Here is a 16,145-nt window from a genome sequence, read left to right as displayed (position 1 = left end):
GCTTATCCAGCGTGTTTTGTTTACAATTCTCATCACTTTAAGAATAAATGAAGGAGTTTAAGTGTTTACAAATGTAAATTATCAATTGTTTACCTTTGTCTTTATTAATTTAATTACATGCAGATAGATACCTTAAAATACTTATTCAATTTGTATAAAGAGACAGCGCTTTATGGTCGCTATATTAGTCATAAAACAATTGCTCCTCTTCTTGAAAAATTAGGAAATAAAGTTGAAGTTGCGCGCATTGGAAAATCTGTAAATGGTTTACCTATTTATGCGTTAACTTTTGGAGTTGGAGAGAAAAAGATTTTAATGTGGTCGCAAATGCATGGTAATGAAAGTACAACTACAAAAGCCATTTTTGATGTGTTGAATGTGATTTGTAGTGATGAAGCTATTGCAAAATTGATCCGTCAGAATTGTAAAGTCACGATAATACCCATTTTAAACCCAGATGGAGCAGAGGCTTATGCGCGTTTAAATGCAAATGGAATTGATTTAAACAGGGATGCTCAAAACCTGTCACAGCCAGAATCAAAGGTTTTAAAATCGGTTTTCGAGGATGTTAAACCTCATTTTTGTTTTAATCTGCATGGTCAACGTACTATTTTTAGTGCGGGTCATACAGAATTTCCAGCAACAGTATCATTTTTAGCTCCTGCACAAGATCATGCACGATCCGTTACCCAGACACGGAGCGTTGCTATGGAAATTATAACCAAGATGAATGATGTGCTTCAGCAGCAAATTCCTAATCAGGTTGGTGTATATGACGATTCCTTTAATTTAAATTGCGTTGGAGATATGTTTCAGGCCTTACATGTGCCAACAGTTCTTTTTGAAGCAGGGCACTATCATGAGGATTATTTGAGGGAACAAACCAGGGAATATATATGTCAGTCACTTTTGGTGGCTCTAGATTATATCGCACAACATACAATAGATGGTACACAAAGTCATTCATATGCTGAAATTCCTAAAAATGAAAAACGATTTTATGATATCATTATTAAAAACACTGACAACAAAGACATTGCAATTCAATATCAAGAAACTTTAATTGATGGTGTCATCGAATTTGTGCCTAAAGTTGAGAAAATTTCAAATTTAGACGCTTATGTTGCGCACAAAGTACTGGATGCGGGAGGGTACAGGGTGTTAGGTAGGAATAATAACACAATAAAAGAGGGTAGCGAAATCGATTTCGTAATGATAAATAATGAAAAATTCGTACTAAAATGGTAAAATAATTGATTTTTAATGCGATATCTTTAAAGAAAATGCATTATTTTTGTATTTAATCTATGAAAAACAAAAAAATGGGAAAATTTAAATTGGATGAAATCGATCATCAAATTTTAGATATGTTGATCGATAATACAAGAATTCCTTTTACAGATATTGCCAAGAAATTGGTTATTTCAGCGGGAACAGTACATGTTAGAGTAAAAAAAATGGAAGAGGCTGGGATTATTCGTGGTTCTTCTTTAACTCTGGATTACCAGAAGCTTGGGTATTCATTTATCGCTTATGTAGGGGTGTTTTTAAATAACACATCACAGACTAAGTTTGTATTAGAGTGTATCGCTCAGATTCCTTATGTGACAGTTGCACATATCACAACTGGAAAATTTAATATATTCTGTAAGGTGAGAGCAAAAGATACGTCACACGCTAAAGATATTATATTTTTGCTTGATGATATCGAAGGGATTTATAGAACGGAAACGATGATTAGTCTTGAAGAGAGTATCAATGATAAGAAACGATTAATGCATACGATTTTTAACGAACTATAATAATTTAACAAATATAAATCAACCCTTTCTCGGTAAAAAAGAGAAAGGGTTTTTTTGTTACATTTATTAAAAAAAAACACACTATGAGAAAAGAAGATTTATCGAAAACGGAGTTTAATCCTTATTATCAGACCTATATAGACAAATCGGGTGATTTGACGCTGCATAGCGGCTTAAAAATAAATGGAGATAAAACTATCGCATTTTTAGAATCAATTCCAGAAGAAAAACTTGAGTATCGATATGTAGAAGGGAAGTGGACGATTAAGGAAATTATTTTGCACCTCATTGATACCGAACGCATATTTGCCTATCGAGCCTTGTGTATTGCTAGACACGATCAATCAGTTTTCCCTGGTTTTGATCAGGATGAGTACGTTGTTCAGTCTAATGCGAACCAACGCCATATCGATAGTTTAATAGATGAATATAAGGCGGTTCGCCATTCAACTATTATATTGTTTGGAAGCATGCTGTCGACTGACTTGTGTCGCATAGGCACTGCTAGCGAAAGTGATATATCTCCTAGAGCAATAGCTTTTATCACCATAGGTCATGAGAATCATCATTGCGACATTATCAAGGAGCGTTATTTATAATTTAAAAAGCCACGTTGATAAACGTGGCTTTTTAAAATGTATATGTTATTAGTTAGAACCTATATCTGATTCCTAAAGCAATATCAAAATCTAAATCATCGTTAAAGTCTCCAAAGCCAAATTCGGGTCTGGCATCAAGTGATAATTGTAAAGGAATATCAAAATTATATTCAATACCAATGTTTCCTGCTGCAAAGAAAAAAGTTTCACTGTCATCAAATCCTGGAGGAACATTGTCAAAACTTATAGAGCCAACTCCGCCACCTACACCAGCGTACCAGTTGAAATCGCCATCAAGTACCCAAACCCATTGGTAAATTCCTGCTAGTTTGAATCCGTCATAGTTGTTGCCGTTTGTAATCCCTAAATCAACTTCAAGTCTGTTATTGTCCCCTAAGGCGCGTTGATAGGAGATTTGAGCACCAAACCCATCACTGTCACCTAATCTTAAACCGATTGCATTATCTGAGATGTCTTGAGCGTTAACCGTTGCGAAGCCAATAAAGGCTAGAGCTACTAAAAATAATTTTTTCATAAAATTTAAGTTTTTGTTGTCGTTAATAAATTTAAAATACAGTCTTTATTAGACCATTCTTTTTTTTATGCGATATTGGTTACAAAAATAACGCCAAAAAACGTGATTTATTAAATTTCTTATTAGTTTTATCAACAGACTTAATCATCTATGATCAGCGACTCGCTTTTAGAAAATTTATCTTCCCAATTAGAGGGTGAACTGCATTATGATGCATTGATGAAACGACTTTATGCAACTGATGCTTCTGTGTACAGAATGCTGCCTCTGGCCGTGGCGCTTCCAAAATCTAAAAAAGACATTCAAATTCTTATAAAATTTGCCACAAAGCACAGTACATCATTAATTCCAAGAACAGCAGGAACCTCTCTTGCGGGTCAATGTGTTGGAAAAGGAATAGTGGTAGATGTGTCTAAATATTTTAATAAAATCGTCTCGCTGAATAAAGAGGCGCAAACTGTTACCGTTCAGCCTGGTGTAGTGAGAGATGAGTTGAATAATTATCTCAAGCCATTTGGTTTTTTTTTCGGACCAAATACATCGACTTCAAATCGTTGTATGATTGGCGGAATGGTAGGTAATAATTCTTCAGGAACTACTTCAATTAAGTATGGTGTTACTAGGGATAAGATTTTGGAACTGCATACAATTTTAAGTGATGGTAGTGAGGTTGTGTTTTCTGAGTTGTCCTCTGAGGCGTTTAAGAAAAAGAAGACCCATGTTTCCTTAGAGGGAGAGATATATAGAAGTATTGCTTCTGAATTAGCGCCGGAAGGTGTTCAGCAAAATATTAGATCTCAATTCCCGAAACCTAATATTCATCGCCGCAATACAGGTTATGCTATTGATGAGCTCATAAATACAGAAGTGTTTTCAAACACATCGAAAGCTTTTAATTTGTGTAAACTTTTATCGGGTAGTGAAGGCACGTTGGCAATTACCACTCAAATTACTCTAAGACTAGATCCCATACAGCCATCAGAGCGTGCAATGGTCGCGGCTCACTTCAAGACAATTCAGGATTGTTTAGATGCTGTTAATTTGACAATGCAGCATGATTTATACGGTTGCGAAATGATGGATAAAACCATTTTAGATCTTACAAAACATAATAAAAATCAGCAGGTTAATAGGCAATTTGTAGAGGGTGATCCCGAGGCTATTTTGATGTGTGAACTGCGCTCAAGCAGTTCAAGTGATTTAAATACTAAAGCGGAGTCTTTAGTGTCTGATTTAAAAGTTTTAGGATTGAGCTATTCTAATCCTTTGCTCTGCGGAAATGAGATTAATAAGGCCGATGAATTGCGAAAAGCAGGTTTGGGATTATTAGGTAACATAATAGGTGATAAAAAAGCAGTGGCTTGCGTAGAGGATACTGCAGTTGCGCTAGAAGATCTATCGAGTTATATTAATGATTTTTCTGAACTGATGAAAGGTTATAATCAAAAGCCAGTCTATTATGCGCATGCTGGGGCTGGAGAATTGCATTTACGACCAATACTTAATTTAAAAAAGGCCTCTGATGTGGTTTTGTTTCGAAAAATAACAACAGATGTTGCACATTTAGTGAAACGTTATCAGGGATCAATGAGCGGAGAACACGGTGATGGAATTGTTCGCGCTGAGTTCATACCAATCATGATAGGAGCTGATAACTATGCCATTTTAAAGCGCATAAAATCAACCTTTGATCCAAATAATATCTTTAACCCTGGTAAGATTGTAGATGCGTTTCCAATGGATAAATCTTTACGCAATGAGCCTGAACAGCAGCAGTCTGAAATAAAAACGATATTAGATTTCTCGGAGTCCATGGGAATATTGCGTACTGCTGAAAAATGCAATGGTTCGGGAGATTGTCGCAAACTTCCAGAATTTGGAGGAACGATGTGCCCGAGCTATCGCGCCACCAGAAATGAAAAGGATACGACTAGAGCTAGAGCTAATGCATTACGGGAGTTTTTAACACATTCAGATAAAGATAATAAATTTGATCATGAAGAACTTAAGGAGGTCTTTGATCTTTGTTTGAGTTGTAAGGCTTGTTCAAGCGAATGCCCTAGTAGTGTGGATGTTGCCAGTTTAAAAGCGGAATTTCAGTACCAGTATCAAAAGACTAATGGATTTAAATTTAAAGATAAATTTTTCGCTAATTTTACGCGTTATAACAGGATAGCGTCCCGAGTTCCTAGGTTTAGTAACTTTCTGTTTCGAAATGCAATATCATCGAGAATTATTAAATCAATTTTAGGTGTTCATAAAGATAGGAGTTTGCCAATACTATCGAAGTCTTATCTAAGTATGGCTAATTTCTCAGGTTGGATAGATGGAAATGACGCTGCGCCAAAGTCTTTAAAAACAGTATATTTGTTTGTGGATGAATTCACTAATTATCTAGATTCTGACATAGCAAAAGATATTAAAGTATTGCTTGAATCATTAAACTATAAAATATTATATATAAATCATTTAGAGAGTGGCAGAAGTTTTTTATCTAAAGGGTTTTTAGAGCAAGCAAAAAATTGTGCAAATCAGAATGTTGAAATTTTTAAGAATCTAATTTCCGAAGACACTCCACTTATCGGAATAGAACCATCGGCTATCTTGACGTTTAGAGATGAATATCTTAAATTGGCTGATGATAATGTTTCGGCAAAACAAATAGCGAAGCACACTTTTTTAATCGAAGAATTTCTTCAAAATGAAATTCAATTGGGTAATATCACTTCAGACCAGTTTACTTCTGAAGCAAAAACAATTAAATACCATGGACATTGCCATCAAAAGGCATTAGTCAATCAAATGTCAAGCTTTACAGTATTGAATTTGCCAAAAAATTATAAAGTGACCATTATTCCCAGTGGTTGTTGTGGTATGGCGGGTAGTTTTGGTTATGAGAAAGCGCATTATGAAGTGAGTATGCAAATAGGTGAGCAGACTTTATTTCCTGCAATTCGAAATGCCAACTCAAATGTCATTATTTCAGCAAACGGTACAAGTTGTAGGCACCAAATTAAAGATGGAACCGAACGTCAAGCACTGCATCCTGTATCTATTTTAAAGAATGCATTAATCTAATATGTAAGACGCTTTAGAATTTCATCATATTTAAGTCACATTATCAAATAAGTATGAGTTAATTAATAATGGACCTAATTAACAAACAGTCAGCAATTTGTTTATCTATTGTTCTGTCTTTTTTTTGTATTGAATGGCCATGCTTTATGGGATTCTCTATTTGTTTCTTTATTTTTACCACTACTTTAGCACAAAAACATAATATATGGCAGGAAATTCCTTCGGAAAAATTTTTAAACTCACCACTTTTGGAGAGTCACATGGTGTGGCAATTGGTGGAATTATTGATGGATGTCCTGCCGGATTGCAATTAGATTTTGAAGCCATTCAAAACGAAATGAATCGTCGCAAACCTGGTCAGTCTTCAATAGTCACACAACGTAAAGAACCAGATACGGTAGAGTTTTTGTCAGGTATATTTGAAGGTCAAACGACAGGAACACCGATTGGGTTTGTCATCAAGAATACCAATCAAAAGTCAAAGGACTACTCGCATATTAAGGATGTTTATCGTCCGAGTCATGCCGATTATACGTATGAAAAGAAATATGGTGTTAGAGATTATAGAGGTGGCGGGCGAAGTTCGGCAAGAGAGACAGCTTCAAGAGTAGTAGCTGGTGCCATTGCTAAACAAGTATTGAGTTCAATTAAAATTAACGCATATACGTCTTCTGTAGGTGATGTTATTTTAGAAAAACCGTATCAAGATTTAGACTTCTCAAAAACCGAAAGCAATGCTGTTCGCTGTCCTGATGAGGCAACAGCAAAGCAAATGATTTCAAAAATCAAAGAGATCCGTAAGGAAGGTAATACGATTGGTGGCACCATTTCATGTGTGCTTCAAAATGTTCCTGTTGGATGGGGTGAACCAGTTTTTGATAAGTTGCACGCCGATCTCGGTAAAGCTATGCTTTCAATAAATGCGGTGAAAGGCTTTGAATATGGAAGTGGGTTTTCTGGGTCACAAATGAAAGGCACCGAGCATAACGATTTATTTAATGCGGATGGGACTACTAAAACCAATTTATCAGGAGGTATTCAAGGTGGCATCAGTAATGGTATGGATATTTATTTTAGAGTTGCTTTTAAGCCAGTGGCGACAGTCATTCAAAAACAAGATGCTCTTAATAGTTCTGGAGACATAATAGAAATGCAAGGAAAAGGACGTCACGACCCTTGTGTAGTGCCTCGAGCTATTCCTATTGTAGAGGCGATGGCGGCATTGGTCTTAGCAGATTTTTATTTACTAAATAAAATGTATAATTAAAAAAACAATTCCTTTTTCTTCGAAAAGGGTATAAACTCTATGAAAAAACTAGCATTACACTGGCAAATTTTAATAGGAATGCTACTCGGTTTAGTATTTGGTTTTATTATGCTTCAATATGGAGGAAAAGCATTTACTGAAGATTGGATAAAACCAATTGGGACTATTTTTGTTAAACTATTAAAATTAATAGCTATTCCTTTAATATTGGCATCATTGATTAAAGGGATTTCAGATTTAAAAGACATTTCTAAATTCAAAAATATAGGGTTACGCACAATAGGGATTTATATTGTTACAACAGTAATTGCAATTTCAATAGGATTAGCTCTTGTAAATATAATGCAACCTGGTGATGGTGTTTCTGAAGAAACAATTGCTAAGTTAACAGAAACATATTCAGAAAACAGTAGTGTAAAAGCAAAAATTGAAGAAGCTGCAAAGCAGATGAATACAGGTCCATTACAGTTCTTAGAAGATATGGTTCCTGACAATGCCTTTAATGCCTTAAGTAATAATAAGTTAATGCTTCAAGTCATTTTCTTTGCCATATTTTTAGGGATTTCAATGCTCCTTATAGGAGAGAAACGGGCTAAACCCTTGAAAAAACTATTTGACTCATTAAATGATGTAGTTCTAAAAATGGTTGACTTAATTATGTTGAGTGCACCTGTTGCAGTATTTGCATTATTAGCAAATGTTGTTGTGTCTTCTGATGATCCAGATATTTTGTACGCTTTATTGAAATATGCAGGTGTTGTCGTTCTAGGGTTAGTTTTAATGGTTGTTTTCTACTGCATCTTGGTTGCAACGTTAACAAAGAAAAACCCGTTTTGGTTTTTAAAACAAATCAGTCCAGCTCAACTATTAGCGTTTTCAACAAGTAGTAGTGCAGCGACACTTCCTGTAACTATGGAACGTGTTGAAGAACATATAGGCGTAGATAAAGAAGTCTCCAGTTTTGTACTGCCAGTTGGTGCTACAATCAATATGGATGGAACAAGTCTCTATCAAGCCGTGGCTGCAGTGTTTATCTTTCAAGCACTAGGTTTAGATTTAACATTTGCAGATCAAATAACTATAGTCTTAACAGCTTTGCTGGCGTCTATTGGGAGTGCTGCAGTACCAGGAGCAGGAATGGTTATGCTGGTCATTGTATTAGAGTCTGTTGGGCTTCCTCCAGAATTACTTCCAATTGGTTTGGCTCTTATTTTTGCTGTTGACCGTCCGTTGGATATGTGTAGGACTGTTGTGAATGTGACAGGCGATGCCACTGTATCAATGATTGTCGCAAAATCGGTAGGAAAACTAGGTGTGCCAAAAGTTAAGAATTGGGATGATAACTATGAAGAAGTTAAATAAAAACTTTAAATTTAAATACGATTAATCAACTAAAATTACCGACTATGAATGTTTGTTTTATAATGTATCCTTGGGAACAAATTGATCCAGAAAACGATACGAGTCTCGCTTTAATCAAAGAATGTGTAAAGCGCGGTCATGGTGTTGCCATGTGTACTCCAGCAAACTTGACGATAAGAGATAGTGTGACTAACGCTTTTTGTACCGTAATTAACCGAATGGATAAAGTGCCTCCAACTTTGAAAGCATTTTATAACAAAGCCAGTTTAAGAGAAGAGATGTTGCCGCTTGCTGGATTTGATGCTATTTTCTTTAGAGCTAATCCACCACTTGATCCAATTATGCTTAATTTCTTAGACTCTGTGAAGGACGATGTATTTATTGTGAATTCACTTCAAGGCATGAGAGAAGCTAATAATAAACTATATACGGCTGCTTTTGGTGATGCGCATAGCAATATTATTCCAAATACACATGTGTCCAAAAACAAAGAGTATCTCGTTCAACAAATCAAAGAATCTAAGGCAGATAAAATGATTTTAAAACCACTGAATGGTTTTGGTGGTTCAGGTGTGATTTTAATTGAGAAATCAGCCATGAGTAATATCAATTCATTACTCGATTTTTATATCACTACTGGCGATGGGAACTCAAATTATGTAATTCTTCAAGATTATATTGAAGGGGCAGATCAAGGAGACGTTAGAATTCTCTTATTAAATGGTGAACCTGTAGGAGCAATGAAACGCGTTCCAGGAAATGATGATCATCGCTCTAATGTGTCTGCAGGTGGTTCAGTTCAAAAACACACCTTAACTAAAGCAGAAAAAGCATTATGTAAACAAATTGGACCTAAACTTGTTAAGGACGGTTTGTATTTCGTTGGAATTGATGTAATAGGCGGAAAGCTTGTTGAAGTTAATGTCATGTCACCTGGTGGAATTACCTATATCAACAAGGTGTACAAGTCAAAAATTAAAGTTGAAGAGCGTGTTGTCGACTTTTTAGAAAGTAAAGTTGTTGATCAATTACAGGCCTTTGATAGACGTACACGATTAAGAAAAACAGTTCAGGATGCCTAATACCAGTCGGTTTGTATCGACTATCGTAAGTTGTGAATGGTTGCATAAAAATCGGAATGTTGAGCATTTGATTATTCTTGATACTCGCGTCAAAAAAGGAGGAGATACTGTAGCTTCTGAAGATTATATAGCCAATTCTAGATATTTCGATATAAAAGGAAAATTTAGCGATACAACCGATGAATACCCTAATGCATGTCCTTCACAAGAGCAGTTTGAACTAGAAGCGCGAAAGCTCGGTATTAATAAAGATACTCTAATTGTCGTTTATGATGATAAAGGCATGTATTGGAGTCCAAGAGTTTGGTGGCTCTTTAAGAGCTTTGGATTTGATAATATTGCGGTTTTAGATGGTGGACTTCCAGAATGGAAACGTTTAAAGTTTGAAACGGTCTCTCAATTCGCATTGAAAACATGGGATATTGGAAATTTTAAAGCCGAATTTAAATCTGAAAACATACGATTTTTTCATCATATTTTAGATATTGCAAGAGATGAAAACTGTTTGATTATAGACGCACGCTCAGAAGATCGTTTTATAGGTAAAGCTCCAGAACCTAGAGTAGGATTGAGAAGTGGAACAATCCCTAACTCAGCCAATCTGCCATATACTAATTTACTCGATGGATATTGTTTAAAATCAAAAGACGAATTACGCATAATTTTTGATACTTTTGAAATAGGAGACAAATCATTGACTTTTAGCTGTGGATCTGGAATTACGGCTTGTATTTTGGTATTAGTTGCTGAAATTTTAGAGTATAAAAAACTATCTGTTTATGATGGATCATGGACAGAATACGGAACCTTAACAATATAATCATGGAATCAAAACATTGGACAAAAAACGAATTGGTAGCTTATACTTTGATGTATGTAGCACACTCAGATTTACAGAGTACAAAGGAAGAACAGGATTATATGCTATCACGCGTTAATGCTGAAACTTTCAAGGATATTAAAAAGGAATTTGATGCCGATAACGATTATCAAAGCATCAATAAAATTGTGGATGCCGTAAAATCGGAAAAGTATTATAATGATGATCTCTCTGAATTATTTGCAGATATCAAACTAATGGCTTTTGCTGATGGATCATTTGACCAAATGGAATTAGCTATTTATAACCAACTCAAAAAAATATTGAAGTGATATGATGGAACGCTTATCAATTGACTCTATTATTTCGAAAATCCAGAATGAGGAAACGTTTCATGCGGTGGCCGAAGATTACTCCCTTACTTTAAAAATTGACAAATACGTACATTATGCCTGCGCTGCGGTGCACGACGGACATCAATTCAGAAAAGAGCTATGGGGTAATTGTATTCATACCGATTATGAGCGCTGGTATGAAGAAGATCCAGAGACTAAAAACATGGTCATCACACATCCAATTCTTATTGCTGGTTGTGATTCGCGATTCGAATACGATCTCAACCGTCCACCAGAAGAGGCTGTTTTTGAAACAGCCTGGGGAAAACAGTTATGGCATAAGCCGCTTTCCGAAGAGAAAAAAACAAAGAGTTTTCAAAAACATGACAATTTTTATCGAGTAACACATGCATTAATCGCGAAATTAGAAGAATTGTTTGGGGTTTGTGTTGTTTATGATATACATAGTTATAATTGGAAACGATGGGATAGAGTGGTCCCTACATGGAATTTAGGAACATCAAATGTTGATAATGAGAGATTTGGAGACGATATAGAGCTTTGGCGTCAAGAGTTATCAGAGTTTCATTTTCCTCATGAGATTAGATCAACAGCAAAGATTAATGATACCTTTTTTGGGAATGGATATTTCTTAAAATATATCACGAAAACCTTCAAAAATACCTTAGTTTTGGCAACTGAAATTGCGAAGGTCTACTGTGACGAATACAATTATGTGATTTATCCCGAAGTGGTTACCGCAGTTGAATTAGAATTACGAAAACGATTACCTGAGCATGCTGCTCAATTTTATAAAAAGCACGCTAAATAATGCCGCAAATAACTAGTACAGACGAATACCAAGATTTATTTGATATTGATGGCAATTTGAACCGATTGGTGCAAAAAATTGAAGTACTCAATTACATCAACCCTTTAAATATCCAACGAGAAAAGAAACAATTTTTTTCTTCGAAATTTAATTATGAGCCTGTATTTAAATATCCTAAGATTAAATTCAACGGTTATAAGTTGCATCGCTTGTTCTTTTCTCAGCGCTTAGAACGTATTGTAGATGAGGATATTAGACAATTATATGAGGATGTTATTTACGAATATTCAGGATTGATAGAATGTATCGAAACTATAAATCAAGGACGTAAATTCTACTACAATAGTTTGAAGAGTTTTGGGACACCAACAGAAAAACAGATTGACAATGCGAAATTTATTTTGCGTTTTGATGATAGTGATTTCGATGAAGAAATGCTTCCTATTTATTCAGCTACAGATGCGGTAGATTATTTTAAAGACTATTCAAAACGCTACGATTTTAACTATAATATTAAGTTGTCGACAAACCTGTCGGCTGCGGCAATGGTGCTAAACAATTCGCAAACTTTAGTCTTAAGCAAGAACCATAAGTTTAGTAAGAATCAGTTAAAGGTACTTACGAATCACGAAATTGGAGTGCATATGGTTACGACATTTAACGCATTAGCACAACCCTTGAAAATATTTTCAAACGGTTTGCCAAATAATGTTGAAACGCAGGAAGGTCTTGCGGTTTATGCCGAATATATGTCTGGCTGTTTAACGATGAAGCGATTAAAGGAATTAGCATATCGTGTGATTGCCGTAGATTCTTTGAACAAAGGTTATAGCTTTTCTGATACTTTTGATCTACTATATAGTCAGTATAAGCTTGATCGGGATAAAGCTTTTGCAATTTCACTCCGCGTCCATAGAGGCGGTGGATTTACTAAAGATCACCAATATTTAAGCGGTATTTGTCGTGTTTATAATTATGCTCAATCAGGTGGTGATTTGGATGTCTTGTTAACAGGGAAGGTTACCTTAGATTATATTGATACCATAAAAAAACTACAAGATTTAGGTTTAGCAATTCCATCTAAATATTTCACAGATTCTTATCTCAATAATGACAACTCGAATAAGAATTTAGACTTCATATTGAAAAGTTTAAAATAAAAAAGCCTTAAAGTAATAGTGTTCTTATCAGCATTTTATTTCTGAAACTCCTCAGTTGTTAGACTTTTACACCAAAGGAGAGCTTGATCTATTCCTAACTAACGGAAGCTAGGCTCAAGCCAAACGGTTTATTTTAAGGCTTTTAGTAATGTAAATGAACGCTTCAATTAATTTAAATTAAAGCTACAACAAGTTTGTAGTATTTAAAATGAGTATTGAGTGAGGTGCGGTTTTTGACGAGTGAACAGGAATTATGAATGAGTAAAAAAAAAACAGTCTATTAATGAACCACTCATAGATGTTTTTTACACCTTACTTTTTTTAAACAAATTTTTAGGGTTTATATCGATATTTTAGCTGGAAAATGAAGTAAAGAAGTACATTTAGATTATAAATAATGTGCTATTAATCAATATATCTTTTACTAGATAATCCCTCTTGATTAGAAATTATTTAGAGTTAAATTAGTTTTAATTAGTTGTTAATTATTAAAGTCCTTATTCCCGTAAGGACTTTTTTATACCAGAAACTTAGACTTAAGTTCAGGAGTAGGAATCATACATTCATCTTTCTTGCCATACCATTTATAACGATTTTTAGCTATAAAATCATAAACCCAATTTCTAATAAATGCGGGAACTATTATGAATATAGCCAAAAGATTTCGAGGAAAGCCCAATTGTTTTGCAACGTTTAATGCTGCTGTAGATTTAGTCGAGAGTCCGTGCAATTCAGAGTAAACTAGAATAGAATCTGTTTTTTGAGTATCAATCTTATAGTTTTCGATGATTTGTTGGCCGATAGAACTTTGTAAAGGCGCAAACATAAAATGATCATTTTTGTCATGTCTAATGACATATTGAACTGATGAATTACAAAGGTTGCAAACACCATCAAAAAGAATCAATTGTTTATTTTTAGGCAGCCCTGTCATATCATCAATCTACGAGTTCTAATAAGTCAACATTCACATTAGTCGTGAACATACCATAGTTTACGATAGCTTTTCCTTTTTCGAGGTTATCAATACTACCAATGGCCTTGCCGTCATGCATTCTCACACGATCACCAATCTTTAATACCGGTTTTGGTTTGACTTGTTTGACTTCTTTTGCTTTAGCCGATTTTTTCTTTTGTCGTATCACAGCAACTTTTTGTTCAGCTTCTTTAATGACCTGTTGTTCTTTGGCTTTTTTTGCTTTCTTTTGTTTCGCTGAAACTTTCTTACGCTTAGAGTTTTCTATTTGAACAAGTTTGAACAATTCGGCCATTAACTCGCGTTTACTTTTGTTGTCAAAATACTTTTCGGAAACATCATTAAATTTCTGACCTAAATAAATAAGACGTTGGTTGCTGTCATAAAGCTCCTGGAAACTTTCTAATTTCTTCTGAACCTTAGCGTTGATCTCTTCGAGCTTATCGGCTTCTGATTGTTTTTTCTTTTCGTTTTCTTTTAAGGAACGCTCTGTTTTCTCAAGTTTGCTGCGTTCTTTTTGAAGCTTCGCAATCGTTGCGTCAAAGCGCACTTTTCCTCGCTCTATCTTCTTTTTCGCTCTATTGATTAAACTATATGGAATTCCATTTTTTTGGGCAACTTCAAAGGTAAAAGAACTCCCTGCTTGTCCTAATGCTAGTTTAAACATAGGTTCTAAGCTCTTCTCATCAAACATCATATTTGCATTTTGCATGTATGGTAATTCGTTGGCGAGTACTTTTAAATTGGAGTAGTGGGTAGTAATAATACCGTAAGCTTCTCGATGATAAAATTCCTCTAAGAAGGTCTCAGCTAATGCCCCACCAAGTTCGGGATCACTTCCAGTGCCAAATTCATCAATAAGAAATAAAGTGTTTTTGTTACATTTCCGTAGAAAAAAGTTCATTTGTTTTAAACGGTAACTGTAGGTGCTTAAATGGTTTTCAATAGATTGATTGTCACCAATATCACTGATGATTCTATCAAACAGGCAAATATTACTTTTTTCATGCACAGGAATTAGTAAACCGCTTTGCAGCATCACCTGCAATAAGCCTATAGTTTTTAGTGTAATACTTTTACCTCCAGCATTTGGTCCTGAAATTACGATAATTCTATTTTCGGGATGAAGGACAATGCTTTGTGGAAATGTCTTTTTGCCTTGCTCTTTGTTTGATAAATAGAGTAAAGGATGATACGCGTCTTTAGCTTCGTAGAATTTATCGTTATTGATTTGTGGAAGAATCGCGTCTAATGATTGTCCATACTTCGCCTTGGCATAAATAACATCTAAGCGCACCAGAAAGGCTTGATACTTTTCTAAAAGGAGCGTATAAGGTCTAATATACTCGGTGAGATTGCGCAGTATTTGGTCAATTTCTTCGCTTTCATCAAATTCTAAATTATTGAGTTCACGAGCATATTGAAAAGTAGTTTCGGGTTGAATGTAAACGATACTTCCCGTTTTACTACTCCCCATAATACTGCCCTTGACTTTACGTCGATACATGGCTTTTACAGCAAGAACACGCTTGTTTTCAACCACTGATTCTCTAATGTCATCAAGATATTCTAAATTGTGATAGGTCGTTAATGCCGAATTAAAACTCTGATTGATTTTTCCGCGCACCGAATTAATAGCCTGCCGTAATTGATATAAGGTATCTGTGGCATTATCTTTAATATCACCAAAACGGTCGATTATTGCATCAATCTCTATTACAATATGTGCAACAATTTCTAGGTCTAAAGAAGACTTATGAAGTGAAGGGTAGTACTCTTCAAATTTTTTGAAAAACTTTAGGATATCGTTTACCGTAAGTGTAATAGATGCTATTTTTTTGAAACTCTTGGTGTCTAAATATGAGTTTTCAATTTTTAAAAGCTTTAGCTCCTTAGTAATGGGTTCGAAACCATGATTTGGTATTCTATTATCATTATAAAAAGAAGAGACATACTCATTGGTGTACTCAAGAGACTGCAAAACGTCCTCTCGCGTTGACAAAGGCTTTATTTCTAGTGCCTCAAGCCTTCCCAAATCGGTAATACACAATGCTGCAACCTGTTGTGAAATTGAGTAAAACTCAATATCTTGAAGTGTCTTTTCGTGAATATTAATCATTAATTGTTAATCGGTTACTCCTAAAAACAGCAAAGGTACTTATTAATGATATAGAAATAAAATCTTTAAGAGCATTCGTCTAAGATGAAAGTTACTGTTTGTATTGTCCATTTTTATTACATATAGTCATTTTAAAGATACAGTTTGTTGCGCTAGTCTTTTATATCATTAAACTAAA

14 protein-coding genes are annotated in these 16,145 nt (G+C 34.8%); 11 read left to right on the top strand and 3 right to left on the bottom strand.

All coding sequences use genetic code 11. The features are described 5' to 3' along the window. The first annotated feature begins 117 nt into the window (after nucleotides 1-117). The 3 genes from BLT57_RS10605 (at nucleotide 118) to BLT57_RS10595 (ending at nucleotide 2,401) form a co-directional block, all read left to right on the top strand. Nucleotides 118-1,248: a M14 family zinc carboxypeptidase gene (locus tag BLT57_RS10605; RefSeq protein WP_091425568.1), complete on the top strand. Its 1,131-nt coding sequence runs from the start codon at nucleotides 118-120 to the stop codon at nucleotides 1,246-1,248. A 74-nt stretch (nucleotides 1,249-1,322) separates the two neighbouring features. Further along, nucleotides 1,323-1,802, top strand: coding sequence for an Lrp/AsnC family transcriptional regulator (locus BLT57_RS10600; RefSeq protein ID WP_091426755.1), 480 nt, complete (start codon nucleotides 1,323-1,325; stop codon nucleotides 1,800-1,802). Nucleotides 1,803-1,885: 83 nt separating this feature from the next. After that, complete coding sequence (locus BLT57_RS10595) at nucleotides 1,886-2,401, top strand: DinB family protein (RefSeq protein WP_091425566.1); 516 nt, start codon at nucleotides 1,886-1,888, stop codon at nucleotides 2,399-2,401. A gap of 52 nt (nucleotides 2,402-2,453) precedes the next feature. Here the strand turns inward: BLT57_RS10595 and BLT57_RS10590 are convergent, their stop codons facing one another. Beyond that, the gene (locus BLT57_RS10590; protein WP_091425565.1) at nucleotides 2,454-2,936 is read right to left on the bottom strand and encodes a hypothetical protein; all 483 of its coding nucleotides are present in this window, start codon (nucleotides 2,934-2,936) and stop codon (nucleotides 2,454-2,456) included. 150 nt (nucleotides 2,937-3,086) lie between these two features. On the opposite strand from BLT57_RS10590, the gene BLT57_RS10585 reads away from it, so the two are divergent. The 8 genes from BLT57_RS10585 (at nucleotide 3,087) to BLT57_RS10550 (ending at nucleotide 12,872) form a co-directional block, all read left to right on the top strand. Then, a complete protein-coding gene (locus BLT57_RS10585; RefSeq protein ID WP_091425563.1) occupies nucleotides 3,087-6,014 on the top strand; it encodes an FAD-binding and (Fe-S)-binding domain-containing protein in 2,928 nt (975 codons plus the stop codon). Between the two features lie 205 nt (nucleotides 6,015-6,219). Continuing rightward, on the top strand, nucleotides 6,220-7,281 hold the full coding sequence (gene aroC / locus BLT57_RS10580; RefSeq protein ID WP_091425562.1) for a chorismate synthase: 1,062 nt from the start codon (nucleotides 6,220-6,222) through the stop codon (nucleotides 7,279-7,281). A 39-nt stretch (nucleotides 7,282-7,320) separates the two neighbouring features. Then, on the top strand, nucleotides 7,321-8,643 hold the full coding sequence (locus tag BLT57_RS10575) for a dicarboxylate/amino acid:cation symporter (RefSeq protein ID WP_091425561.1): 1,323 nt from the start codon (nucleotides 7,321-7,323) through the stop codon (nucleotides 8,641-8,643). A 44-nt stretch (nucleotides 8,644-8,687) separates the two neighbouring features. Then, nucleotides 8,688-9,725 (top strand): glutathione synthase, encoded by a 1,038-nt coding sequence (gshB, locus tag BLT57_RS10570; RefSeq protein ID WP_091425559.1) that lies wholly within the window; start codon nucleotides 8,688-8,690, stop codon nucleotides 9,723-9,725. Next, nucleotides 9,718-10,545, top strand: a complete 828-nt coding sequence (locus BLT57_RS10565; protein ID WP_091425556.1) for a sulfurtransferase — start codon at nucleotides 9,718-9,720, stop codon at nucleotides 10,543-10,545. Before gshB ends, BLT57_RS10565 begins: the two co-directional genes overlap by 8 nt. Before the next feature lie 2 nt (nucleotides 10,546-10,547). Further along, complete coding sequence (locus tag BLT57_RS10560; RefSeq protein ID WP_091425555.1) at nucleotides 10,548-10,877, top strand: TerB family tellurite resistance protein; 330 nt, start codon at nucleotides 10,548-10,550, stop codon at nucleotides 10,875-10,877. Nucleotides 10,878-10,881: 4 nt separating this feature from the next. Next, nucleotides 10,882-11,712: an N-formylglutamate amidohydrolase gene (locus tag BLT57_RS10555; protein ID WP_091426754.1), complete on the top strand. Its 831-nt coding sequence runs from the start codon at nucleotides 10,882-10,884 to the stop codon at nucleotides 11,710-11,712. Next, entirely contained in the window at nucleotides 11,712-12,872 is a 1,161-nt protein-coding gene (locus tag BLT57_RS10550; RefSeq protein WP_091425553.1) for a flavohemoglobin expression-modulating QEGLA motif protein, read from the top strand. The genes BLT57_RS10555 and BLT57_RS10550 overlap by 1 nt, the downstream gene beginning before the upstream one ends. Nucleotides 12,873-13,389: 517 nt before the next feature. Here the strand turns inward: BLT57_RS10550 and BLT57_RS10545 are convergent. Further along, nucleotides 13,390-13,806: a thiol-disulfide oxidoreductase DCC family protein gene (locus BLT57_RS10545; protein ID WP_091425551.1), complete on the bottom strand. Its 417-nt coding sequence runs from the start codon at nucleotides 13,804-13,806 to the stop codon at nucleotides 13,390-13,392. A 4-nt stretch (nucleotides 13,807-13,810) separates the two neighbouring features. After that, the gene (locus BLT57_RS10540) at nucleotides 13,811-15,967 is read right to left on the bottom strand and encodes a DNA mismatch repair protein MutS (RefSeq protein ID WP_091425549.1); all 2,157 of its coding nucleotides are present in this window, start codon (nucleotides 15,965-15,967) and stop codon (nucleotides 13,811-13,813) included. Nucleotides 15,968-16,145 lie beyond the last annotated feature (178 nt).

The sequence above is a fragment of the Formosa sp. Hel1_31_208 genome, assembly GCF_900104785.1.
Taxonomy (GTDB): Bacteria; Bacteroidota; Bacteroidia; order Flavobacteriales; family Flavobacteriaceae; genus Psychroserpens.
Note: the sequence above shows the minus strand (reverse complement) of the source record. Positions and strands in the feature narration are given on the sequence as shown.

Bases quoted from the DNA above. Each gene is read 5' to 3' on its own strand.
- aroC (WP_091425562.1), top strand. From the start codon at position 6,220: ATGGCAGGAAATTCCTTCGGAAAAATTTTTAAACTCACCACTTTTGGA.
- BLT57_RS10605 (WP_091425568.1), top strand. From the start codon at position 118: ATGCAGATAGATACCTTAAAATACTTATTCAATTTGTATAAAGAGACA.
- BLT57_RS10550 (WP_091425553.1), top strand. From the start codon at position 11,712: ATGCCGCAAATAACTAGTACAGACGAATACCAAGATTTATTTGATATT.
- BLT57_RS10545 (WP_091425551.1), bottom strand. From the start codon at position 13,806: ATGACAGGGCTGCCTAAAAATAAACAATTGATTCTTTTTGATGGTGTT.
- gshB (WP_091425559.1), top strand. From the start codon at position 8,688: ATGAATGTTTGTTTTATAATGTATCCTTGGGAACAAATTGATCCAGAA.
- BLT57_RS10590 (WP_091425565.1), bottom strand. From the start codon at position 2,936: ATGAAAAAATTATTTTTAGTAGCTCTAGCCTTTATTGGCTTCGCAACG.
- BLT57_RS10565 (WP_091425556.1), top strand. From the start codon at position 9,718: ATGCCTAATACCAGTCGGTTTGTATCGACTATCGTAAGTTGTGAATGG.
- BLT57_RS10595 (WP_091425566.1), top strand. From the start codon at position 1,886: ATGAGAAAAGAAGATTTATCGAAAACGGAGTTTAATCCTTATTATCAG.
- BLT57_RS10555 (WP_091426754.1), top strand. From the start codon at position 10,882: ATGGAACGCTTATCAATTGACTCTATTATTTCGAAAATCCAGAATGAG.
- BLT57_RS10585 (WP_091425563.1), top strand. From the start codon at position 3,087: ATGATCAGCGACTCGCTTTTAGAAAATTTATCTTCCCAATTAGAGGGT.
- BLT57_RS10600 (WP_091426755.1), top strand. From the start codon at position 1,323: ATGGGAAAATTTAAATTGGATGAAATCGATCATCAAATTTTAGATATG.
- BLT57_RS10575 (WP_091425561.1), top strand. From the start codon at position 7,321: ATGAAAAAACTAGCATTACACTGGCAAATTTTAATAGGAATGCTACTC.
- BLT57_RS10560 (WP_091425555.1), top strand. From the start codon at position 10,548: ATGGAATCAAAACATTGGACAAAAAACGAATTGGTAGCTTATACTTTG.
- BLT57_RS10540 (WP_091425549.1), bottom strand. From the start codon at position 15,967: ATGATTAATATTCACGAAAAGACACTTCAAGATATTGAGTTTTACTCA.